The sequence below is a fragment of the Nocardia sp. NPDC051756 genome (assembly GCF_040681495.1).
GTDB lineage: Bacteria > Actinomycetota > Actinomycetes > Mycobacteriales > Mycobacteriaceae > Nocardia.
On the sequence record NZ_JBFAYV010000007.1, the window covers coordinates 85574 to 108841 of the forward strand.

Consider the following 23268-nt stretch of genomic DNA (forward strand, 5'->3'; position numbering starts at 1 on the left):
CCGCCCGCAGGAGTGCCGATGAACCATTGCGCCTTCGTCACCGGCGGTAATCGCGGCATCGGCCTGGCCATCGCCCGCGAACTCGCCGGCCGGGGCATGCCGGTGGCGGTGTCGACGCGCTCCGGTGTCGTGCCCGACGGATTGTTCGGCGTGCCCTGCGATGTCACCGATCAGCGGCAGGTGGATCGCGCGTTCGCCACGATCGAACAGCGACTCGGCGCGGTCGACGTGCTGGTCGCGAACGCGGGCATCACCAAGGACGTGTTGCTCGCGGCGATGACCGAGGCCGATTTCGCGTCCGTCTTGGACACCAACCTGGTCGGCACGTTCCGGGTGATCAATCGAGCCGCCAGGACCATGATTCGCCGGCGGCGCGGCCGGATCATCCTGGTGTCCTCCGTGACGGCGCTCCTCGGATCCGCTGGCCAGACCAACTACGCCGCATCCAAGGCGGGCATGATCGGTTTGGCGCGGTCACTCGTGCGCGAACTCGGCGCGCGCGGCATCACCGTCAACGTGGTCGCACCGGGATTCGTGGACACCGACATGACGGCCGCGCTGACCCCGCAGTGGCGCGCCGAGGTCACCAAGAAGATTCCGCTCGGCCGCATCGCGGACGCCGCCGAGATCGCCCGGGTGGTGGCGTTTCTGGCCGGCGAGGACGCGGGTTACATCACCGGCGCGGTGATTCCGGTGGACGGCGGGCTCGGCATGGGCCACTGACGGCCGCGGCGCAACCCGTTGGCCGCCTGCGGCTGCTGCCCGTGGTCCGCGCTGTTGTCGAGCAAGGCGATCAATCCGGTCTCGTAGGCCACCGCGACCGCCTGCCCGCGCGTGCCGACCGCCAGTTTCTGCAATACGTGGTGCACGTGACTGCGCACGGTCGTCGCCGAAACCGAAAGCTGCCGGGCGATTTCCGCGTTCGAACGGCCGTGCGCGAGCAGTCCGAGGACCTCGGCCTCCCGGCGGGTCAGGCTCCCGGCCACCTGGATATCCAGGTTCCGGGTGACGCTGGAGGCCACCACATGATCGAGGCCACCGACGATCTGCGGCGGCACCACCAGCCGATTACCCACCGCGACAACCCTTATCGCACAGAGCAATTCGAACGGCGAGCAGCCCGACGAGAGCAGGGCGCGCACGCCGGTTCGCACGAGTTTCACCGCGCGCGCCACATCCTCCTCCGTCATGACCATGATGACTTTCGACGCCGCGACGATCTCGGCGAGGCGATGTTTGCCTTCGACCGCGCCGACGAGCAGAACCACATCGGGTGCGTGCGCTTTGATGGCGCCGAGCAGGCTGTGTCCACCGGCGACATCGTCGACGACATCGATATCCGGTTCGCGATCGAATTGAACACACAGACCCGAACGCATCAAGGCGCTGTCCGCACAGACCACCAATCGAATGGTGACTGGCCTGTGCGCCGACACGCTAGCTCCCCGGCACTCGCTCACCGACCCTGGGATCGGTGCCGCAATGGGTCCGGTAATCGCGCCGCGAAGGTGCGGGGCACGCCGCTCCACATGATCAGTTCTCTTGCGTGACAAAACATCTCACGCTCCTATCCGTCCCAGCGAATGTTCACCAGGGTAGCACGTAAATGCGATATGACTTCGTTGTTTCTTCCGGAATACATTGTGCAAATCAACGATTCTTCATGTGCACACTGTCGATTACCTGAGCTCGCCGGAACCATTCTCAATAGTGCGTTCCGCCCTTTCGGTCGCCATACGTCTCACGCACTCGCAGCAGCGCCGCGGCAATTTCCCGGCCTGCCGTACCCAGTAATGAGCCGAGCGTGGTTCGATCCACCGTCCAGCGCGGCAGGCGCTCGAGAAACTCGCCTACCTCGGCCATCGTCGCGACCAACTCGGGCGCACCGTCGCCCGCCGTGCTCGGCGCGATCCGCATTTGCAAAGTAATTGCGCCGCAACGCTTTCCGATAAGCCGTGCGATCACCGCCTCCGCGTAATTCTGCACCGACGGTCGCGGACGCGCGCCGATCGACCGCGGCGAAAGCACCAGCCTGCCGAGCAATCCGACTCGCCGATACTCCGCGAACAGCGGTGAGCGCACCGCCCGGCGCAGCATCGCGTCCATCGCCGCCTCGATATCGGCCGACCCGGACCGGTCGTGCTCGGCCGCCTCGAGTGCCGCGCGGGCGAGCCCGGCCGCCATGTCGTTTCGGTAGTGCGTGCGCAGCCACTGCGCCGAATCCGGTGCGGTGCGCGACATCTGCGCGAAGACGGCCGCCGAGATCATCACCGCGCCGATCGGCACCAGCGCGTCGCTGAGCGCCTTGGACAGCGCGACCAGATCCGGCCGGAAGCCGCGCCCGGTGCAGGCGAGAAAGTGGTCGATATCGCAGCGCCAGAAGCCGGTGAATATCTCGTCCACGCCGACCAGGAAACCGGTGTCTGCGCGCGCCCGCTCGATTTCGTCGAGTACCGCCTGCGGTATTTCGACGCAGTCGTAGCCCTGCACGATTTCCAACCAGACGACCGCGATATCGTCGCGCCGCAGCGCGCGCCGTAATGCCGCCGGGTCATCGATATCGGCCTCGATCACCTCGACCGGATACGGGCTGAAGGCATGCTCGTCACGGTCGCGGAAGAACGAACTGGTCCGGCTCAGGGCCAGTGACATCGGGCCCTTGCCGGAATAGTTTCCGCGACAGGTGAGCACCGTCGCGCGGCCGGGCCGGGCGCACAGGGCCGCGAGCAACGCGTTGTCGACCGCGCTCTGCCCGCTCACGGCGGGCAGCATGATCGGCAGTCCGGTCAACCGCGCGAGCGTGCTTTCCAGCCTTGATGTTTCGTCGCCGTCCGTGCCCGCCGCCATGATCGCGTCGGGCGACTGGACGTTGTGCCCGCGGAACGCCGGCCCGGTGCCGGAGGCCAGGTCGATATAGCCACGCGTGCCGTGCCGGTACCGGACGCCGCCGGCCGCGTCGAAGGTCAGGTTGATGGCGGCGAGGTCGATTGCCCTGGTCTGCCAGGTGTTGCTGTGCATGCGTAGTCGCGCGCTGCGGGTAAACCTGTTGTGCCGCATTCGAGTTACCGCCGCGTGTTCGTGGCGATCCATCGGCCGCCAGCGAATCAAGTTCTCGGACAACATCTGCATTGCCAGCCCGTTGCCGCCGAATGTCGACACGTGCGCGATGCTGTCCATCGTGTTGTTCCACAGCGCGAACATCTCCCTGGTGAACGACACAGTGCCACAGGGCATCTCGTTGCCCGCGCCGACTTCGCCGAGGAGCACCAGATCGGCGACGGCGACCGATTCGCGCAGCGGAGCGAGCGCGGCCTCGTCGCCGAGCAGCCCCCACGCCACCACCGCGCCACGCTCGCGCGCAACCTCGAGCGCCGCGCGCACCGGCATCAACGTTTCGTCGGTCAGACCGTCGACGATCACGACATACGACGTCCAATCCGCGCCGATCCGGCGCAGAAACTCCTCGACGGTAGCGACAATCAGCATGCCGTCCGCGACGATCGCGGACAGACCGGGCACCGCGTGCCCGAATGCGTACCGCGCGGTCCCGGTCGGGTCGAGCACCAGAATGCGGCAGGCTCCGGCCTCGCCGCGGCGATTGTGCCGGTTGCGCAGGTATTTCACGACCGTGCCGAGCGCCTCGACGCCGGAATTCACGAACACCGAATGCCATGCGGTTCCGGTCGAATCGCCGCGGCTGAGCATCCGATGCAGCAGATACGCCGAAACCGCGCCGTCCGGCGGAACATAGGTGCTCGCCAGAACCATGTTCGGCGATTTCGCCGCTACCCGCTCGGCCAATATCTCCCGCACCCGCTCGTGCTTACCCTGAAATGCGGTCCGAATTTCCGGCCGCGCCCAGCGCGCGTCTTCCGAAGTTGCCCCAGTCGACATCAAGCCAGCGTAACGCCGGAAAATCGGCCCGACATCGGCCGAACGGCGACCTGAATGTCAACGGTTATCCGACCGCTCCGCGAATTGGACCGATGGCAAACGAATACCCCGCCGAATCCGGCTGTCCGCCGAGCGCCGGGATCGCTAGGGTGGCGGGGTGATGTCTACAGCGCAGATGCTCGCCCTCGGCGGCGTGATCCTGGTGGCGGCCATGTCGCCGGGACCGGACTTCTTCATCGTCACCCGGAGTTCGGCGCTGTCCGGCCGTCGCGCCGGAATGGCCTGTGCGGCAGGGATTGCCGGCGGGGTATTCCTGTGGTCGGTGGTGAGCGCGCTCGGTGTCGCGGGTCTGCTCGCGGCGTCCGCGCTGGCCTTCACGATCGTCAAGCTCGTCGGCGCGGGCTATCTCATGCTGCTCGGCGTCCGCGCGCTGCTGGCCGCGCGTCGCGGCGGCTACGAGTCGACCGCGGACCTGCCCGCCGGCGGACCGAGCGCCATCGCGGCCTTCCGCCAGGGTCTGCTGACCAACCTGCTCAACCCGAAGGTCGCGGTCTTCTTCCTCGCCCTGCTCCCCCAGTTCTTCCCCGCCGAACCAACTGTCACCGACACCGTCTCCCTCGGCGCCATCGCCGCCGCCGTCTCCCTGGTCTGGTTCTCCGTCCTGGCCAACGTCGTCGACGCCCTACGCGGCTTCCTCGCCAAATCGAGCGTCCGCCGCACCCTCGACACCGTCATGGGCACCCTGCTGGTCGCCTTCGGCGTCCGAATCGCCCTCCAGAGCAACTAGTTTCAGCCGCCGCTGATGATGGCGCGCCAGTCGTCGAGCAGTTTGTCGCGGTGTTTGATGCTCAGAATCGTGGTCAGCGCCAAGCCGCGGAAGTAGGTGAGGGTCATCTCGAAGATCGTGTCGAAGTTCGCGGGCACGGGGTCCGCGACCTTCGCGAGGATGGATGCCCGGATGTTGCCGTGCAGCTCTCGCTGATGGCGTAGCAGCGCGCTGCGTAGCTCCTCGTCCGTGCGTGCGGCCACCCATAGTTCCAGGACCGCACCGAAGAGCGGGGTGGCGAAGCTGCGCCAGAGTACCGCCGTCCAGTCCGGGTCCCGAGGAGTCGTTTTCGTGGTCTCCTCGACTTCGCGCATCTGCTGGTCGGAGAGGTGGCGCACGGCGTCGACGAGCAGTTGCGCCTTGCTCGGGTATTGGTGCAGCAACGCTCCGCGGGAGACGTCGGCGCGGGCCTGGACGGCGCCGATGCTGGTCGCGGCGTAACCGTCCTCGATGAGGCAGTCGACCGCCGCGCGGAGGATGCGGTCGCGGGTTTGCTGACTGCGCGCCGCATCGCTGTGTTGACGACCTTCCGTACGAGCCATGGGTGCATCATCTCAGGCATTGACAACAGTACGATCGGACTGTTTCACTTTGTGCACGGCCGCCTGCCCCTGATCCCCTCCGCCCTGCGTGTCGAGGGCGACCAACCTCACGGACGGAAGAAGCATGCGAAGCACGACGCCGAAGTGGTCGGCGGACGAGGAGATGATCGCGGTGCGCGACACCGCACGTTCGTTCTTCGCCCGCGAGGCCGTCCCGCACCTGGACCGCTGGGCCGAACAGCGCCACGTCGACCGGGAGTTCTGGAAAGCGGCCGGCGCCTTGGGCCTGCTGTGCATGGCCGTGCCGACCGAATACGGCGGTGGCGGCGGCACCGCCGCCCACGATCTGATCATGCTGGAAGAGCAGGCCCGCATCGGCGAGCCCGGCTTCGGCAACATCGTGCACAGCGGGATCGTCGCGCCCTATCTGGTGGAGTACGGCACCGAGGAACAGAAACGGGCCTGGTTGCCGACTATGGCGAGCGGCGAGGTGATCGCGGCGATCGCCATGACCGAACCGGGCGGCGGTTCGGACCTGGCGCGGATGTCCACCCGTGCGCGACGCGACGGCGACGACTACGTCATCTCGGGCGCGAAGACGTTCATCACCAACGGAGGTTCCGCGGATCTGGTCCTGGTCGCGGCGAAAACCGATCCCGACGCTGGGGCACACGGGGTTTCGCTGCTGCTGGTCGACACCCGCGACTGCGCCGGGTTCCGCCGCGGGCGGGTGCTCGACAAGCTCGGCCAGCACAGCGGCGACACCGCGGAACTGTTCTTCGACGAGGCGCGCGTACCCGCGGCCAACCTGCTCGGCGGCAACGAGGGCCAGGGCTTCATCCAGCTGATGTCGCAGCTGCCGCTCGAGCGACTCGAAATCGCAGTGGCGGGCGTCGTCGCGACCGAACTGGCAGTCGAGCTGGCGATCGAATACACCAAGCAGCGCAACGCATTCGGCAAGCCGCTGTTCGGATTTCAGCACGTCCGCTTCGAGCTGGCCGAGTGTGCCACCCTCGCGCGGGTGGCGCGGGTCTTCGTCGACGACTGCGTCGAGCGCTACCTCGCCGGTGCACGCGACACCACCAGCGCATCGATGGCCAAGTACTGGGTGACCGACATCCAGGGGCAGGTCATCGACCGCTGCCTGCAACTGTTCGGCGGCTACGGCTACATGCAGGAGTATCCGATCGCCCGGCTCTACACCGATTCCCGCGCGCAACGCATCTACGGCGGCACCAACGAAATCATGAAAGAACTCATCGCCCGGTCGCTCTAGACCCCTTCGCAGACAAGAGATTCCATGTCCACAGACACCGTGCTCGTCCAACGGGACGGGCCGATCACGCTGATCGGGATCAACCGGCCCGAGGTCCGCAATGCCGTCGACGGCCCGACCGCCGCCGCACTCGCCGACGCCTTCCGCGACTTCGACACCGACCCCGAAGCGTCCGTCGCGATCCTCTACGGCGTCGGCGAAACATTCTGCGCCGGAGCCGATTTGAAGGCACTCGGCACCGACCGCGGCAATCACGCCGAACGCGACGGCGACGGCCCGATGGGCCCGACCCGCATGCGGCTGTCCAAGCCGGTCATCGCCGCGATCTCCGGGCACGCGGTCGCCGGCGGCCTCGAACTGGCGATCTGGGCGGACCTTCGAGTGGTCGAGGAGGACGCCGTGTTCGGCGTGTACTGCCGCCGCTGGGGCGTACCGCTGATCGACGGCGGCACCGTACGCCTACCCCGCCTGATCGGCGAAAGCCACGCGCTGGACCTGATTCTCACCGGCCGCCCGGTCGATGCCGCCGAAGCCCACCGCATCGGCCTGGCCAACCGAATCGTGCCCCACGGCCAATCCCGCACCGCGGCCCGCGAACTCGCCCACGACCTCACCCGATTCCCCCAGACCTGCCTACGCCAAGACCGGCTCTCGACGCTGGAACAGGCCGGCCTCACCGAATCCGACGCCCTCGCCAACGAATTCGAGCACGGCATGACCTCATTCCTCGCCGACACCCTGGCCGGCGCCGCCCGATTCGCCGCGGGCGCAGGCAGACACGGCGATTTCACCGAACTCGACCCCCCGAAAGGACCGACCCCCTAATGTCACCGACCCTGGCCGGCAAGACCGCGATCGTCAGCGGCAGCGGACGCGGCATCGGCGCCGCCATCGCCCACAAACTCGCCACCCACGGCGCCAAGGTCGTCGTCAACGACCTCGATCCCGAAGCGGCCCAACAGGTCGCCGACGAAATCACCACCGCAGGCGGCGAAGCCACGGTATGCGCCGGTAGCGTGACCGACCCCGAGTTCGCCGCGCGCTTCGTCGATACGGCGGTCCAGACCTTCGGCGGCCTCGACATCATCATCAACAACGCCGGTTACACCTGGGACACCGTCGTGCAGAAGATGACCGACGACCGATGGGACGCCATCCTCGACGTCCACCTCAAGGCCCCGTTCCAGATCCTGCGCGCGGCCCAGCCTTTCATCAGCGCGGCCTCGAAACAGGAACGCGCCGAGGGCAACCCGACTACCCGCAAGGTCGTCAACATCTCTTCCCTAGCCGGCCTCTACGGCAACGCAGGCCAAGCGAACTACTCCGCAGGCAAGGCCGGAATCCTCGGCCTGACCAAGGCAATCGCCAAAGAATGGGGCCGCTACCGCGTCACCGTGAACGCCGTCGCCTTCGGCCTGATCCAAACCCGCCTGACCGAATCCGCCGTCGAAGACACCACCATCGACATCGACGGCCACACCATCAAAGTCGGCGTAAACCCCATGATCCTCCAAGCCGCCCAACACATCGCCCCCCTCGGCCGCCTCGGCACCCCCGCCGAAGCAGCAGGCGCCGTCTACCTCCTCTGCCTCCCCGAATCCGACTACATCACCGGCGAAACCCTCACCTGCAGCGGCGGACTCATCGGCTGATCCCCTCGACCAACCCTCGTATCCCTGAGAAGATGGGACGGCTGTAGACAAACCGCAATCGCCCGGGGGGATGGGCTTATGCCACGCACGGACTCGATCACCTTGCCAATTTCTCGCTGGAACAGACTCTCTTCGCTACTCGGAACGGTCCTGGTCAGCGCGATCGTCGCGGCAACGGTCGCGGGTGGCATAGCTGCCCGCGCCACCGACCCGGCCCCTTCGACAACCGACCGCTGGTCGTGGCCGTGGTCGTTCAAATGGGCCTGGACCTGGCGATGGTCGTGGGAGTTCAAAGTCGTGGTCGGAGCGGCTGATACGAAGCAACCATCTGCCTGAGCGATGCCAACCTCGTGACCAGAGTTCACGCCGCCGAACCCGGTCGGAACGCAGTCAGTTCGAACGCTGCGCGACCTCTACCAATTCGCGGTCCGGACCGAGCACGATGCGCGGGGTCTGTGCGGGGTCCAGCCAGCGCAGCACGCGGAGCAGGTCGGGTCGGGCGAGGGTGACGCAGCCGGAGGTGTCGCCGGATCCGTTGACGTGTAGGAAGATCGCGCTGCCCGCGCCGGGGACGGCCGGGATGTTGTAGGTGATGAATGCGAGGTAGTCGTAGGCCGGCGAGATCTGCCATAGTGCCTCGCTCGCGCCGCCGGGATCGGTGCCGTGCTGAAAGGTGTTGTAGCCGAGGCTCGATGGGTTTCCGTTCCACCAATCACCTTCGGTCAGCTGGTGATAGGGGTACCGGGTCCCCGGATCGGGTTGGACGCCATACATCGTGTCGCCGAAGCCAAATACGCCGGTCGGCGTGGACGGCACCGATTCCCGGTGATGGTCGCTGAACCCATCCGTGCCGATTCTGGCGACCATCGCCGGAAAACCACGCTGCCAGGCACCATCGACCTTCTCGAACGTCTCCAACATCGCAAAGGTGGTCGCGGCAATAGGCGCGTGCACGATCACCACCTGGCTGGTGACGCTCGGAACGAGGCGCAACACGGCCGCCGGCTCGACACTCGGATCGCCGTACGTCGAACCCGTCGTGACGGCGGCCACCAGCGAAACCACGAGCCCGGCGACGCACTGAGTAGCGGCCATGAACGCGACGCTACTGCGGAGTCCCGCGATCGAGCGGGCGGCGCACGGCGCGGTGGCCAGATTGCACCCGTTACCAGGACTGAGCGCTGCTCGCGCTAGACAATCACGCCTGTTTCGACGCGAGTTCGATCACGGTGATGTCGGAAGGCGCGCCCACCCGGACCGGAGGTCCCCACGCGCCGGCGCCGCGGGTGACGTAGAGCTGGGTGTCGCCGTAGCGCTCGAGGCCCGCGACGGTCGGGTTGGCCAGTCCGGCAATCAAATTGCCGGGCCAGACCTGGCCGCCGTGGGTATGTCCGGACAGTTGTAGATCGACGCCGAACTTGACCGCGTCGTGGATCTGAACGGGTTGGTGCGCCATCAGCACGGCGGTGCGGGCGAGATCGCGGTTGCCGAGTGCGGCGGTGAAATCCGGTCCTTGACCGATGAGTTTGCCCTGAAGGTCGTTGACGCCCGCCAGGTCGAAATAGGGCAGCTCGACGCGACTGTTCGCCAGCATGTGCATCCCGAGTTCCTGCACGTGCTCGATCCACTCTTCGGCGCCGGAGAAGTACTCGTGATTGCCGGTGACGAAATAGGCGCCGTGCCGTGCTTTGAGCCGGGACAGCGGTTCGACCGCCGAGCGCAGGTGTTCGACGCTGCCGTCGACCAGATCGCCCACCACGGCAATGAGATCCGGTTGGGTGCCGTTGATCGTCTCGACCACTCGTTCGGCGAACCCACGACCGAGAATCGGGCCGAGGTGGATATCGCTGACCACGGCGATCCGCATGCCGTGCGCGGTGCGCGGCAGGTTCGCCAGCGGCACCGTCAAATGCTTCACTCGCGGTCCGGCCAGCACGCCGTAGGTGCCGTAACCGACGGTGCTCACCGCCGCGACGGCCGCCGCACCACCCACGGCGCGAGAGACGAAGAGCCGTCGCGAAACCGGTGCCGGATCTGCCGGCTGATCGGGCTCGACGCGGTCGGGTGCACCTGCGGGAACAAGTGCCGCTTCGACCGCGACGGAGCTGCGATTGACCCACCGCCGGAAAAACGGCCGAACCAGCTCACCGACCAACAGCCACAGCACGAGATAGAGGAACAGCACGCCCCACATATATCCAGGCCAGGCCAAGATCTGGATGGCCAGAAACGAAATCCCCGCCCGCTCGGCCACGAACGCGCCGACCAGCAGGAGCGGCCCGAGAATGACCACCGCGGTGCCCACCCGCCGCCCGATCGACCCGGGCATCGTCGTATCCCGCACCAGCCGCCGCCACAGATACCAGTGCAGCCCGCCGAATACCCCGAGTACGACGATTCCCACGCCTACGACAACCACGGCACCACTCTATGTCGAGTCATGTTCAGACCCAGGCGCCGATCGCGAGGAACGCGCAGATCAGCACGAACAGGATCCCCATAAGCGGCGCAACGAATCTCACGTACCGGTCGTAGCGCACCTTCGCCAGGGCGATACCACCGGTCACGACCGCCGTCGTCGGCGTGACCAGATTCGCCCACCCGGACGCCGACTGCCACGCGGTAACCACCAGGGACCGAGGCACATTCGCGAAATCCGCCAGCGGCGCCATGATCGGCATGACCAGCGTGGCATGCCCGGAACTCGACGGAATCAGAAAGCCGAGCGGCACATTCACCAGAAACACGGCGATCGCGAACAGCGCCGACGACGTGCCGGTCACTACGCCTTCCAGCGCATGCAGTGCGGTGCTGGTGATTTCGGTGTTGTTCATGATGACGGTGACCCCGCGCGCCAGCACGATCACCATGCCCGCCCCGACGAAATCGCCGAACCCCTTGCCGACCGCCTCGGACATCCTGTTCTCCCCCAGCCCGCCGACGAGCCCGATCAGCACCGCCCCGACCAGGAACAGCGCGGTGAGTTCCGGGAAGTACCAACCCAATTCCCACGTGAAGGGCGCGGCATCGGGTCCGTCGATCACCTCCGCCCACGGGATGATCGCGAAGATCATGAACGCGAAGGTGAGCGCGACCAACCAGAGCACCGCGGCCTGACGACGGGTCATCGCCTCGGGCGCATGGTCTTCGGCGCGTATGTCGCGATCGCCGGGCTGCCAGCCCGACCAGGACTTGCCCGGATCCCGCTTGACCCGTCGCGCGTACCAGAGCACGTACCCGACGGTGACCGCGGTGAGCACCACCAGCATGGCGATCCGCAGCAGGATGCCGTCGCCGATCGGCACGCCGGCGGCCGAGGAGGCGGTGCCGGTGGCGAACGGGTTGACGGTGGAGCACAGCATGCCGACGCCGGCCCCGCAGATGATCGCGCCGACCGCGGTCATCCGGTCGTAGCCCAGCGCCAAGGTCAACGGCACCAGCAGCGCGTAGAAGCCGAGGGTTTCCTCCGCGAACCCCTCCACCGTGCCCGCGATCGCGAACACCACCATGACGCCGACGATCAGCAGCGAGGACCGGCGGCGCAGCCGAAAGGCCAACTGCCCGATACCGCTGTCGAGCGCGCCGGTGGCGAAGGCGACGGTGATGAACGCGCCGACGGCCAGCACGAACAGGAATACCGCTGCCGCACCGTAGAGATTGCCGGTCAGGTCGGGACCCACCTGACCGGACTTGGCGTCCTGAATACCGTAGAGGCCGTTGATCGGCGAGAGGAACAGATCGCGCAGCCGCGCGCCGAAGTTCTTGGCGTCTTCGATGCGATGGTAGGACCCGGCGATCGGGTGGCCCTTGTCATCGATGTCGTAGGCGCCCGGTGGTATGACGAACGCCGCGAGCCACACCAGCACGGCGACACCGGCGAGGATCGTGTAGGTGGAGGGGAAGTACCGCGTCTTCTGCGCCGGCGGCTCGGATTCCGTTGTGGCCTCTGCTGTTTCGACGTTGCTCATCGGCGCACCCCGGCGGCGAAGAGTTCGAAGAACTCAGCCTCGGCGAGTGCGACATTCGCTACCTCGCTCAGCAACACCCGTTCGTTGAAGCCGTGCAGGTTGCACTTGGCGTCCTCCGCCCCGAGCAGCAGCACCTCGGCACCGGGATTGACCGCGGCCAGCGAGTTGGTGAGCGGAATGGAGCCACCCATCGCCGAGTCGACCACCTCGGCGCCCCACGCCTTCGCCATCGCCGCGCGCATGGCCGAATAGGCCGGACCGCTTGTCGCCGCGGCGAATCCACGCCCGACATCACCGCCGGTGACCTCGAGCTCGATCCCGTACGGCTTCACCTTGCGCAGATGATCGATCACCGCCCGCTGCCCTTCGGTCGGATCCTGCTCCGGATGGACGCGCACGTTGAGATAGGCGCGCGCATGCGGAACAACCGCGGACGCAGCGGTTTTCACCGGCGGCGCGTCGAGCCCGATGACCGTGACCGCCGGCCCGTACCAGATTCGCTCGCCGATCGGACCGGTGCCGAGCAACGGCATTCCCGGTGCCATACCGGTGATTTCGGCGAATTCCGTGTCCGTGTAGTTCGCACCGGTCCACGTGTCCCGGCGTAGGCCCTCGACGGCGACGTTGCCGTCGGCATCGTGCAGGGTGGTCAGCGCGGCCATCAGCGCGAGCAGCGCATCCGGTGCGGCGCCGCCGAATTGGCCGGAATGCACGGGCGCGGCGAGGGTACGCACCTCGACGAATACATCGGCGACCCCGCGCAGCGCGGTGGTCAGCGTCGGCGTTCCCGCGCGAATATTGCCCGCGTCGCAGATCAATAGAGCGTCGGCCTGGAACAGGTCGGGTTGCTCGGGCGGATAGTCGTCGAACGCGGACCCGTACTCCTCCTGCCCCTCGATGACCACGATGATCCCCACAGGCGGCTTGCCACCGTGCGCCCGCAGCGCACCGATATGCGCGACCACGTTGGCTTTACAGTCGGCGGCGCCGCGCCCATAGATCGCGCCGTCCCGCCGAATCGGAGTGAACGGCGGTGTATGCCAAAGCTTTTCGTCACCCGACGGCTGAACGTCGTAGTGCCCGTACAACAACACGGTCGGCGCACCGGGCGGGGGCGGAATGCGCCCATACACAACCGGCGAGGTGTCGGGCAGTTCCAGCACCCGCAGATCCTCGACGCCGGACTTAAGCAACTCATCGGCAATACGATCGTGCGCACGCTGTACGGGCTCGGCCGGATAGCCGGGGAACGCGATCGACGGTATCGATATCAGCTGTTCGAGCAGTTCTGTGAGCTCCGGCAGCAGATCACTGACGATCCCACGCAGGTCACCGCGCTGGTTCATGCCGGACATGGAACCACTCGATCCGCCCGCCTCAGCAAAGCCTCGGCGATGTTTATCCAAGAGTGACCGAACCCGCGCCGGACAAGTGTCGTACGGTTTTATCAGCACGCGGTGTCCTCGGTGCTGGGCGTTACCTCATGACGGCCGACGAAGAGGGTTCCTCATGATCGACGATCAAGACGTCATACGCGGGCAGAGTCCACCGTTCGACGACGACCTCTGGGACGCCGTCGCCTCGACGTTCGCGCGGCACACCGGGCGGCGCGCGGCGATCGCGGCGAACAGCGTCGGGTTCGTCCTGGTCGCGGTGCAGCTGGTGGTGCTCAGCATTCCGTGGTCCGGTGGGCATTCGCATTTCCAGCACGATGTGGTCGTGGTGAGCACCGTCGGGGTGGTGTTCTTCGTCCTCGCGGTGACCGTCGGGGTGTATCGCGGCGAGCGGCGCGCCGATCGGGCGTTCGGCTGGGTGCGGGATCGGCGGATGCCGACGGCGCAGGAGCGGTCGTTGACGCTGAGCTTTCCGTGGGCCGAGGCGGTCGACGAGTTCGGCGGCTGGATCATCGCGGCGATCACGACGGCCGTCGTGCACGCGGTACTCGAGTATCCGGTGCTGTACACGGCGCGTGTCACGCTGATCGTCGCCCTCGGCGGGCTCACCAGCGGTGCGCTGTCGTATCTGATGCTGGAACGGGTGGCCCGGCCGACCCTGCGGGTTGTCCTGGCCGGTGAGGCCCCGCCGGCCGGTGCCGTACTCGGCCTCCGCGGGCGACTGCTGCTGGTCTGGCTGCTCAGCGGCGCGATACCCGTGGTGCTGCTGGGGACCGCACCGCTCGGTCTCACCGAGGAAGAGCGGGCCTGGTTGCCGGTATCGCTGGCGGTGCTCGCGGCGTTGAGCGTGGTCGCCGGCCTGGCCTTCACCGCCGCTATGGCCTGGTCGTTGGTCGAGCCGGTGACCGGACTGCAAGCAGCGCAACGACGGGTGCAGGCCGGGGATCTGACCGCGCAGATCCCGGTCGATTACGGCGGCGAGGTCGGTCAGTTGCAGGCCGGGTTCAACCATATGGTCGAGGGAATGCGCGAACGGGAACGACTGCACGACCTGTTCGGGCGGCACGTCGGCGCCGAGGTCGCCCGCTTCGCCATGACCGGCGGTGTGCGGGTGGGTGGCGAGCGACGCCCGGCCAGCGTGCTGTTCGTCGACCTGATCGGGTCGACCTCGCTGGCCCAGCGCCTGCCACCGGAATCCATGGTGACGATGCTCAACGACATGTTCGCCGCGGTCGTTTCCTGCGTCGGCGCCGAAGGCGGGTGGGTGAACAAATTCGAGGGCGACGCCGCGTTGTGCGTCTTCGGCCCGCCGGACAACACCATCGGGCATGCCGCCGCGGTGCTGCGGGCCGCGCGTTCACTACGAACCGAGCTGGCCACCCTCGCCGAGCGATATCCCGAACTCGACGCCGCGATCGGCGTATCGAGCGGCGTCGTCGTGGCCGGCAATATCGGCGCCGAGCACCGCTATGAATACACCGTCATCGGCGACCCGGTGAACGTGGCCGCCCGTCTCACCGAAAAGGCGAAGACGGTGCCGGAACGAATACTGGTCGCCTACGACACCATTGCCGACGCTCCCGACGAGGCCCAGTGGTGGCAGCCGCACGACACGCTGATGCTGCGCGGCCGCTCTACTCCGACAAAGACTTTCGCGCCGCTCCCGATTCATGACACGACGGCGGCGCGAGCCTGAGCCCCGCTATTCGAGCGTCGCCGAGAGCTCGTACTCGGCGAGTACTCGCTGAACCACCTCGGCGAGCTGCTCGACATCGACCAGCTTCGGCGGGTGAAATCCATTGAAGCGCAAAGTGATCTGATCGTCGGATTCGAACAGCGAAACGTAAAGATTGCCCCCGCGTTCGGTCAGCACGGTCGGCGAGTCCAGGCTCTGATTGACCAGACCGAGCCTGATCTTCGTGGCCGAACGACCGTCGACGCGGAGCATCTCGGGGTCGAGTTCGCCGAGGTTGGAGCACACCGAAACGGTCGCGTCGGCCGCGACCTTGCGCACCAGCACTCCGAACAGCTTGCGCGGCAACGCAACCGCGATCGGAATCAACGGCGCTACCGGCCGCTCGCCGGTGACGGCCGCGCTCAGCTTCTCCTTCATCACCGCACGCAACGGGGCCAAGTCGGTCAACGGCCCGTCGCGCAGGTCTACCTCGAAATCTATGGACGCCAGGGCATTAGCCCGCCGGTCCGCCTCGGCACGCGTACTGACCGGCATCATCAGCCGAGCCCGCCCCTGTTCGTCGGTGCGACCGATCTCGGTGGCGATGGCCGCGGTCACCGCCACCGCCAGCGTGGTGCCGCTGCCACCCCGCGTCCGGGCGGCGGCATGCCAGAGCGATGCCGGAATCGTGGCGTCGACGGTCGGTAGGCGAAAGCCCTGGTCGGCGGCGCTCTGCTGCTCAGCGTGGTCGTTTCGGCCCACCGCCAACTGGACCGCCAGCCCGACCGCTCGCACCAGCGCACCGCCACGTCGTGCGGCATCGCGAAAATCGCCGAACAGCAATCGCATCCGCCCGAATTCGTCGGTCGGGTAGTTCAGTTCGAACCGCTTGTCCGCGACCGCCTCCGCGATCGCGTCGCAGAACGCGCGTCCGTCGGCGATCGTGTGCGAGGCCAGCAGTGATACCGCACTGTCGCCGTTGTCGCAGGCCGTCGTCGACAACCGCCACGCAGGGCCGCCGAAGGTGTGCAACTCCGCGCGTCCCTGCGTGGCGATCCACGTCTCCAGCTCACCGCGCGGAATCGGCGGCTCCGAGACCTCGAGCGGATCGAATTCGGCTCGCGCACTCCACCGATCGCCGGCGGCCGGGATCATCGCGGCCGCAACCACCCGGCCCAGCCTGCCGTGCCGCAATGCCGCGTGAAATTCGGCTAGTACGGCTTTGTCCACCGGACGGTCGTAATGCCAGACCGCCTGTATCGCCAGGGTCCCACCCAACGCGGAATGCCCCCGCGCGCTGACACAATCGATGTCCCCAAGCCGGTACGTCACACAAATCTCCTAGAGTTGCCGAAGCCGCTACAGCGGTGCTGAGCTGCTCGACAAAAAGAGCATCCGTGGCACGCACCATTGCGGTCAACTCTCTGTATCGGTGAAACGCCCCATTTCGCATCATCAATTCCTCAGGAAATCTGCGCAAGATTGTAAATAATAATGCCGCCAACTTCCGTAGCGGTGAAATTTACTTTCACCCAAGCGGTGATCTCGCTTGCGCTGCCATTGGATTCGCGGTCGGGGCCGCGCCCTTCGGAGTCGCTGGCGATGAAGTACTTAATGTCGCCATTCACGACATACTGCCCATCGTCGGCGGACCGGCTAGGCCGCCGCCGTGCCGTGGCTGTGTGGTTGGCGTGAGAGATCAGCCCCGTTGATCACCCGGTGTGTACGGGATGTTGAGCGCGTTGTTCTCATCCACCCGAATGCGCCGTCCGAGCTGGGGAAACGCACGCTGCGCGCAATCAGCGCGTTCACACACTTTGCAGCCGGGGCCGATCGGTATGGCGGTACTAGGGTCATCGATCGGAAGTCCGTGCGAGTAGACGAGTTTGTGGGCGTAACTGAGATCGCATCCGAGCCCGATGGCGAAGTCTCGCTTGGGTGAGAGATACCCCGGTGTGCTCTCGTCGGTGGTGCGGGCCAGCCACAGATATCGGCGGCCGTCGGGCATCTGTGCGATCTGCGTCCGGATGCGTCCCGGACTGCCGAACGCCTCGTGCACCACCCACAGGGGGCAGCTGCCGCCGACCCGGGAGAAGTGAAAGGCGGTGGCGGACTGCCGTTTCGAGATGTTCCCGGCGCGGTCGGTGCGGACGAACAGGAACGGCACACCGCGCCGGCCGGTCCGCTGCAACGTGGACAACCGGTGACTGACTGTCTCGAACCCGACCTCGAATTTCGCCGACAGCAGGTCGATGTCGTACCGCAGCGCCTCCGCCGCATCGTGAAACGCGGTGTAGGGCAAGATCAATGCCCCGGCGAAGTAGTTCGCCAGCCCGACCCGCAACAGCCCACGCGACTGCGCGGCCAGCGAATCCCCCCGCGCGATCACCGCATCGATGGTGTCGGCCTGGGTGAGAAACGCCAGCTGCGTCGCGAGCTGAAACGCCCGCTGTCCGGCCGACAACCGACGAGCGAGGGTGAGAATCCGGGTGCCGGGATCGAAAGTGCGCTTCGGACCGGGCTGATCGGGATCATCGGTGCGGATCACGACCGCGATATCGTGCTCCTCCCGCAACAGCTTGGTCAGCTGAAGATCCAACCCGCCGAGCGTGAATCCGCGCCGGGCGAACAGTTCTTCGGCTGCGGCGTCCAGATCGGGGATGTGATTGCGATGGTCATAGAAGAAGTCGCGGACATCCTCATAGGGCATCCCGGTGCCGGATGCATGGGAGTCGATTCCGGCGGACACCCGTTCGAGCTGTTCGGTCGCCCCACGCAACCGGCGATGCATCCCGACCAGCACCCGCGCCGCGGCGGGAATCCGGGAAACGAGTTCATCGATCTCGGTGGTCGTGATCGCCACCCCGTCGGATTCCTCGGCGAACACCGCTTGCAGATCGGCGAGCAGTCGCGCGTCGGTGTCCGCGGCGAAGAACTGCATGTCCAGATCGAAGGTCGAGTTGAGCCGCAGCAGCACCGGCACGGTCAGCGGGCGCTGGTCGTTTTCCAGCTGATTGACGTAGCTGACCGACAGCCCGAGCGTGGTGGCCATCCCGGTCTGGGTCAGCCCACGTTGCTCCCGCAGCGCGCGCAGCCGCCCGCCCGCGTACATCTTCTGCATAACTCGAAATCTAGCACCATCGTCTTACACAACTTCCACAACTTTGCCGGTTCGCTTCCGCAAATATAGGCATTTGCGAGGTGTTTCCCTGGTTGATAGCGGTGTGTAGCGTGCGAAATAGAACGCACGCATCGATGTCTGGAGGATTTCCACGGTGAAGAATCATCTCGTTCGCACCCACCGCTCCGCCGAGCAGTTCCCGCGCGACGAACACCTCGCGTGGCGCATCGCCGAGGTCGCCACCGACCCGGTCGAGGTGGCGCCGGAAACGGCGGAGATGATCATCAACCGGATCATCGACAACGCCTCGGTCGCGGCGGCCTCGCTGACCCGCCGCCCGGTCGCCAATGCCCGCGCCCAAGCGCAGGCGCACCCGTACCAGCCGGGTGCGGCCGTGTTCGGCGTCGGCGGCAGCTACTCCCCCGAGTGGGCGGCCTGGGCGAACGGCGTCGCGGTGCGGGAACTCGATTTCCACGACACCTTCCTCGCCGCGGAGTACTCGCACCCCGGCGACAACATCCCGCCGATCCTCGCGGTCGCCCAGCACGCCGGACGCACCGGCCGCGACCTGATCCGCGGTCTGGCCACCGGATACGAGATCCAGATCGACCTGGTGCGGGCGATCTGCCTGCACGAGCACAAGATCGACCACGTCGCCCACCTCGGCCCGTCCGCCGCGGCAGGCATCGGCACGCTGCTCGGCCTCGACGCCGAGACCATCTACCAGGCCGTCGGCCAGGCCCTGCACACCACGACCGCGACCAGGCAGTCGCGCAAGGGCGAGATCTCCAGCTGGAAGGCCTACGCGCCGGCGTTCGCGGGAAAGATGGCCGTCGAGGCCGTCGACCGGGCGTTGCGCGGCGAGGGTGCGCCGTCGCCGATCTGGGAGGGCGAAGACGGGGTGATCGCCTGGCTGCTCGGCGGTCCGAAGGCCGAGTACTCGGTGCCGCTGCCCGGCCCCGGCGAGCCCAAGCGGGCCATCCTCGACTCCTACACCAAGGAACATTCCGCGGAGTACCAGAGCCAGGCGCCGATCGACCTCGCCCGCCGGATGCGCGACCGCATCGGCGATCTCGACCAGATCGCCTCGATCGTGCTGCACACCAGCCATCACACCCACGTGGTCATCGGCACCGGCTCCGGCGACCCGCAGAAGTTCGACCCGACGGCCTCACGCGAGACCCTCGACCACTCGGTGATGTACATCTTCGCGGTCGCGTTGCAGGACGGAACCTGGCACCACGAGCGGTCTTACGCGCCCGAGCGCGCGCAGCGGCCCGACACCGTCGAGCTGTGGCGCAAGATCTCCACCGCCGAGGACCCGGAGTGGACTCGGCGCTACCACTCCACCGATCCCGCGGAGAAGGCGTTCGGCGCGCGGGCCGAGGTCACTCTGAAGAGCGGTGAGGTGATCGTCGACGAGCTCGCGATCGCCGACGCGCACCCGCTCGGTGCCCGTCCGTTCGCCCGCGAGCAGTACATCGCGAAGTTCCGCACCCTCGCAGAGGGCGTCATCGCGCCGCCCGAACAGGATCGCTTCCTCGACGTCGCCCAGCGCACCGCCGAGCTGAGTGCGGCGGAGTTGTCCCAGCTGTCGTTCACGGTGACCGACGAGGTCCTCGCGCGGGCGCCGCAGCTGCCGAAGGGGCTGTTCTGATGTCGGGCCTCCTTGCCGCCGCGACCTCGGCCGGCGACAAGCGGGCGGCCTTCCGCGCGGGATTGGCGTCGGGGACGATTCAGCGGTTCCCCGGTGCGTTCAATCCGTTGGTGGCCAAGCTGATTCAGGAGATCGGGTTCGAAGGGGTCTACGTCTCCGGCGCGGTGGTTTCGGCTGATCTCGCGCTGCCCGACATCGGCTTGACCACGTTGACCGAGGTGACCGAGCGCGGGCGGCAGATCGCGCGGGTCACCGATCTGCCGGTACTCATCGACGCGGACACCGGATTCGGTGAGCCGATGAGTGCGGCGCGCACCGTGACGTTCCTCGAGGACGCCGGGATCGCGGGCTGTCACTTCGAGGACCAGATCAATCCGAAGCGCTGCGGCCACCTCGCCGGTAAGGGTGTGGTGCCGACCGAGGAGATGGTGCGCCGGTTGCGCGCGGCCGTATCCGCCAGGCGCGACCCGAATTTCGTGATCTGTGCGCGCACCGACGCCGCCGGCATCGAGGGCATCGATTCGGCGATCGAGCGGGCCAAGGCCTACGCCGACACCGGGGCGGACCTGATCTTCACCGAAGCGCTGTACACCGAAGCCGATTTCGCGAAGTTCCGGGCGGCCGTGTCGATTCCATTGCTGGCCAATATGACCGAGTACGGCAAGACCGAGCTGTTGACCGCGAAGACGCTGGAGTCGATCGGCTACAACGCGGTGATCTATCCGGTTTCGACTCTGCGCCTGGCGATGTGGGCTGCCGAGAACGGGTTGCGGGAGATCTTCGCCGAGGGTACTCAGGCCGGTCTGCTGGATCGGATGCAGCCTCGGAGTCGGCTCTACGAGTTGCTGCAATACGAGCGCTACAACGAATTCGATTCCGACGTCTTCAATTTCAGCCTGGGGAAGGACCAATGACTACAGCATCGCGTAGCGATTCGGTGAGGGGTGGTGGTCGGGCGACGGGTGGGCCGGAGACCGCCGTACCTACGATCTACAAAGGGCTTGCGGGTGTTGTCGTGGATACCACCGCAGTATCCAAGGTGGTGCCGGAGACCAACTCGCTGACCTACCGCGGTTACGCCGTGCAGGATCTGGCCGAGCACTGCTCCTTCGAGGAGGTCGCCTACCTGCTGTGGTATGGCGAGCTGCCCAATGACGCTCAGCTGGAACGGTTCTGCCAGCAGGAGCGGGCCGCCCGTCGCGTCGATCGGTCGCTGCTGTCGCTGGTCATGAAGATGCCGGACAACTGCCACCCAATGGACGTGGTCCGCACCGCGATCAGCTACCTGGGCGCCGAGGACCCGGCCGAGTCGGACAGCAGCCCGGCGGCCAACCGCGCCAAGGCCTTACGGATGATGGCAGTGCTGCCGACCATCGTCGCGGCCGACCATCGCCGCCGGCACGGTCAGGAGCCGATCGCCCCGCACTCGCATCTCGGGTTCGCGGAGAACTTCCTGAACATGTGCTTCGGCAAGATCCCGTCCCGGGAACTGGTGAAAGCGTTCGAGGTCTCGCTGATCCTCTACGCGGAGCACAGTTTCAACGCCTCGACCTTCGCCGCCCGCGTGGTCACCTCGACCATGTCCGATATCTACAGCGCGGTCACCGCGGCCATCGGGGCGCTCAAGGGCCCGCTGCACGGCGGCGCCAACGAGGCGGTCATGCACGACATGATCGCGATCGACGACCCCGCCCTGGCCGAGCAGTGGATGCGCAACAAGCTGGCCGAGAAGGAAAAGGTGATGGGCTTCGGCCACCGGGTCTACAAGAACGGCGACTCCCGGGTGCCGACGATGAAGAAGGCCTTCGTCGACATCGCCGCGGCCACCGACGGGCACAAATGGGTCCAGATGTACGAGATCCTCGAGCGCACCATGAACGAGGCCACCGGGATCAAGCCCAACCTCGACTTCCCCACCGGTCCGGCCTATTACCTGCTCGGCTTCGACATCGAGATCTTCACCCCGATCTTCGTGATGAGCCGGATCACCGGCTGGGCCGCACACATCATCGAGCAGAGCGAATCCAACGCGCTGATCCGCCCGCTGAGCGAATACGTCGGCGTGCCACAGCGTTCGGTCGTCGCCTGACCCGAGCCGGCCGCCCCGATCGCTCGGCGAAGTAGCCGCTGGGCCGGCGTTCGATTGGAGTCGGGTCGTCCTCCCTGCTATGAACTATCGTGGGCCGGTAACGGTCGACTGATCCGATGAATCTCGGCGAGTGTGTGGAGTTCACTCGGCGAGAACCGAATTCGTGGGGTCAGGGCAGGGAGGGGCGCGATTGTCGTGCCATGTCGAGAATTTGGGGGAAGCATGGCGGATATCGCGCAGCGCACTCAGGGTGTGTCGGAGTGGGTGGAGACGCAGGACGGGCGGCGGCTGCATGCGACGGTGTTGGGTGGCGCCGAGTCCGGTACCGAGCTGACTGTTGTGTTCGAGGCGGGGTCGGCTGCGGCGCGGTGGTCGTGGGCGATGGTGCAGCCGGGAGTGGGACAGTTCGCGCGGGCGGTCGCGTATGACCGGTCCGGGCTCGGACGGAGTGCACCGGATTTGACGAATCGCACCCTGAGTCGGATGGCCGATGATTTGAACGAGGTGTTGGACCACTTCGGGCCGGGGCCGTTCGTGCTGGTCGGGCATAGTGCCGGTGGGCCGATCGTGCGACTTGCGGCGGCTCGGCGACTCGATCGGATCGCCGGGCTCGTTCTGATCGATCCGACGGACGAGGCCGCCGACGTGTTGTTCGGTCGCGGGTTTCGGCGGCTGGAACGTGGCGCGATCGCCGTGGGCAGCGTGCTCGCCCGGCTGGGGTTGATGAAGGTGCTGTTTCGGGGGCAATTGCGTGCCGCACCGGACGATGTTCGGCGGGATATGGAGCGAGAGGCGTTCCGTCCCAGTGTGATTCGTACACAGCGCCAGCAGGCCCGAACTTTTCTGGATGAGCTGGAGACCTGGCGCGGCACCCCGCCCGACCACGGGTCGATCCCGGTCACCGTCATCTCGGGCGCACTGGCCGGAGAGGGTATGAACGCCGCGATGCGCGCCGCGGCCATCGCCTCCCATGCCCACCGGGCGGCCCAATCGCCGCTCGGCCGGCATGTCATGGCCGAGAACTCCTGCCACAACGTTCCGGCCACCGACCCGGATCTGATCGTTCGCGAGATCGCCAGAATGGTGCGTCCGGCGGACGACGCCGGCGAGTAATGTTGGGCTTGTGCGGAATCAGGATGTGTTCGGATGAATTACATTGCCGCGTTACCGAATA

General features: G+C 66.7%; 20 protein-coding genes. 10 read left to right on the forward strand and 10 right to left on the reverse strand.

Annotated features, from left to right (window positions below; all coding sequences use genetic code 11):
* Nucleotides 1-18 precede the first annotated feature (18 nt).
* Nucleotides 19-723: a 3-oxoacyl-ACP reductase FabG gene (gene fabG, locus AB0M22_RS30540; RefSeq protein WP_364734256.1), complete on the forward strand. Its 705-nt coding sequence runs from the start codon at nucleotides 19-21 to the stop codon at nucleotides 721-723.
* Here fabG and AB0M22_RS30545 read toward each other — a convergent pair.
* Nucleotides 669-1436 (reverse strand): response regulator transcription factor, encoded by a 768-nt coding sequence (locus AB0M22_RS30545; RefSeq protein ID WP_364734259.1) that lies wholly within the window; start codon nucleotides 1434-1436, stop codon nucleotides 669-671. The two genes, fabG and AB0M22_RS30545, sit on opposite strands and share 55 nt — an antisense overlap.
* Nucleotides 1437-1704: 268 nt before the next feature.
* The gene (locus tag AB0M22_RS30550; protein ID WP_364734262.1) at nucleotides 1705-3894 is read right to left on the reverse strand and encodes an aminotransferase class III-fold pyridoxal phosphate-dependent enzyme; all 2190 of its coding nucleotides are present in this window, start codon (nucleotides 3892-3894) and stop codon (nucleotides 1705-1707) included.
* Nucleotides 3895-4054: 160 nt separating this feature from the next.
* Here AB0M22_RS30550 and AB0M22_RS30555 point away from each other — a divergent pair, with 160 nt between their 5' ends.
* Complete coding sequence (locus tag AB0M22_RS30555) at nucleotides 4055-4681, forward strand: LysE family translocator (protein ID WP_364734265.1); 627 nt, start codon at nucleotides 4055-4057, stop codon at nucleotides 4679-4681.
* Between the two features lie 2 nt (nucleotides 4682-4683).
* On the opposite strand, the gene AB0M22_RS30560 is transcribed toward AB0M22_RS30555, so the two are convergent.
* Nucleotides 4684-5262 (reverse strand): TetR/AcrR family transcriptional regulator, encoded by a 579-nt coding sequence (locus tag AB0M22_RS30560; RefSeq protein WP_364734267.1) that lies wholly within the window; start codon nucleotides 5260-5262, stop codon nucleotides 4684-4686.
* A gap of 124 nt (nucleotides 5263-5386) precedes the next feature.
* Here AB0M22_RS30560 and AB0M22_RS30565 point away from each other — a divergent pair, with 124 nt between their 5' ends.
* From AB0M22_RS30565 to AB0M22_RS30575, 3 genes are read left to right on the forward strand one after another with little or no spacing between them, the layout of a single operon-like run.
* Nucleotides 5387-6538: an acyl-CoA dehydrogenase family protein gene (locus AB0M22_RS30565; protein ID WP_364734270.1), complete on the forward strand. Its 1152-nt coding sequence runs from the start codon at nucleotides 5387-5389 to the stop codon at nucleotides 6536-6538.
* Nucleotides 6539-6562: 24 nt separating this feature from the next.
* Entirely contained in the window at nucleotides 6563-7363 is an 801-nt protein-coding gene (locus AB0M22_RS30570) for a crotonase/enoyl-CoA hydratase family protein (RefSeq protein ID WP_364734272.1), read from the forward strand.
* Complete coding sequence (locus tag AB0M22_RS30575; protein ID WP_364734275.1) at nucleotides 7363-8190, forward strand: SDR family oxidoreductase; 828 nt, start codon at nucleotides 7363-7365, stop codon at nucleotides 8188-8190. The genes AB0M22_RS30570 and AB0M22_RS30575 overlap by 1 nt, the downstream gene beginning before the upstream one ends.
* Before the next feature lie 390 nt (nucleotides 8191-8580).
* On the opposite strand, the gene AB0M22_RS30580 is transcribed toward AB0M22_RS30575, so the two are convergent.
* From AB0M22_RS30580 to AB0M22_RS30595, 4 genes are all read right to left on the reverse strand, one after another.
* Nucleotides 8581-9285, reverse strand: a complete 705-nt coding sequence (locus tag AB0M22_RS30580) for a L,D-transpeptidase family protein (protein ID WP_364734278.1) — start codon at nucleotides 9283-9285, stop codon at nucleotides 8581-8583.
* A gap of 103 nt (nucleotides 9286-9388) precedes the next feature.
* Nucleotides 9389-10609 carry a metallophosphoesterase gene (locus AB0M22_RS30585; RefSeq protein WP_364734282.1) on the reverse strand — a complete coding sequence of 407 codons (1221 nt, stop codon included), beginning with the start codon at nucleotides 10607-10609 and terminating at the stop codon, nucleotides 9389-9391.
* A gap of 25 nt (nucleotides 10610-10634) precedes the next feature.
* Nucleotides 10635-12158, reverse strand: a complete 1524-nt coding sequence (locus AB0M22_RS30590; RefSeq protein WP_364734285.1) for a YfcC family protein — start codon at nucleotides 12156-12158, stop codon at nucleotides 10635-10637.
* Nucleotides 12155-13504, reverse strand: coding sequence for a M20/M25/M40 family metallo-hydrolase (locus AB0M22_RS30595; RefSeq protein ID WP_364734288.1), 1350 nt, complete (start codon nucleotides 13502-13504; stop codon nucleotides 12155-12157). The genes AB0M22_RS30590 and AB0M22_RS30595 overlap by 4 nt, the downstream gene beginning before the upstream one ends.
* Nucleotides 13505-13667: 163 nt before the next feature.
* Here AB0M22_RS30595 and AB0M22_RS30600 point away from each other — a divergent pair, with 163 nt between their 5' ends.
* Nucleotides 13668-15248: an adenylate/guanylate cyclase domain-containing protein gene (locus tag AB0M22_RS30600; RefSeq protein WP_364734291.1), complete on the forward strand. Its 1581-nt coding sequence runs from the start codon at nucleotides 13668-13670 to the stop codon at nucleotides 15246-15248.
* Nucleotides 15249-15254: 6 nt separating this feature from the next.
* Here AB0M22_RS30600 and AB0M22_RS30605 read toward each other — a convergent pair whose 3' ends face one another.
* The 3 genes from AB0M22_RS30605 to AB0M22_RS30615 form a co-directional block, all read right to left on the reverse strand.
* Entirely contained in the window at nucleotides 15255-16559 is a 1305-nt protein-coding gene (locus AB0M22_RS30605; RefSeq protein WP_364734293.1) for a hypothetical protein, read from the reverse strand.
* A gap of 131 nt (nucleotides 16560-16690) precedes the next feature.
* On the reverse strand, nucleotides 16691-16855 hold the full coding sequence (locus AB0M22_RS30610; RefSeq protein ID WP_364734296.1) for a hypothetical protein: 165 nt from the start codon (nucleotides 16853-16855) through the stop codon (nucleotides 16691-16693).
* Nucleotides 16856-16926: 71 nt separating this feature from the next.
* Entirely contained in the window at nucleotides 16927-18348 is a 1422-nt protein-coding gene (locus AB0M22_RS30615) for a short-chain fatty acyl-CoA regulator family protein (RefSeq protein ID WP_364734298.1), read from the reverse strand.
* Between the two features lie 154 nt (nucleotides 18349-18502).
* Here AB0M22_RS30615 and prpD point away from each other — a divergent pair, with 154 nt between their 5' ends.
* The 4 genes from prpD to AB0M22_RS30635 all read left to right on the forward strand — a co-directional run bounded on the left by prpD (nucleotide 18503) and on the right by AB0M22_RS30635 (nucleotide 23207).
* Nucleotides 18503-20005, forward strand: a complete 1503-nt coding sequence (prpD, locus tag AB0M22_RS30620; protein WP_364734302.1) for a 2-methylcitrate dehydratase PrpD — start codon at nucleotides 18503-18505, stop codon at nucleotides 20003-20005.
* Complete coding sequence (prpB, locus tag AB0M22_RS30625) at nucleotides 20005-20919, forward strand: methylisocitrate lyase (RefSeq protein WP_364734305.1); 915 nt, start codon at nucleotides 20005-20007, stop codon at nucleotides 20917-20919. The genes prpD and prpB overlap by 1 nt, the downstream gene beginning before the upstream one ends.
* Complete coding sequence (locus AB0M22_RS30630; RefSeq protein ID WP_364734307.1) at nucleotides 20916-22094, forward strand: bifunctional 2-methylcitrate synthase/citrate synthase; 1179 nt, start codon at nucleotides 20916-20918, stop codon at nucleotides 22092-22094. Before prpB ends, AB0M22_RS30630 begins: the two co-directional genes overlap by 4 nt.
* Nucleotides 22095-22316: 222 nt before the next feature.
* Nucleotides 22317-23207 carry an alpha/beta hydrolase gene (locus AB0M22_RS30635; RefSeq protein ID WP_364734310.1) on the forward strand — a complete coding sequence of 297 codons (891 nt, stop codon included), beginning with the start codon at nucleotides 22317-22319 and terminating at the stop codon, nucleotides 23205-23207.
* The last annotated feature ends 61 nt before the right edge of the window (nucleotides 23208-23268 follow it).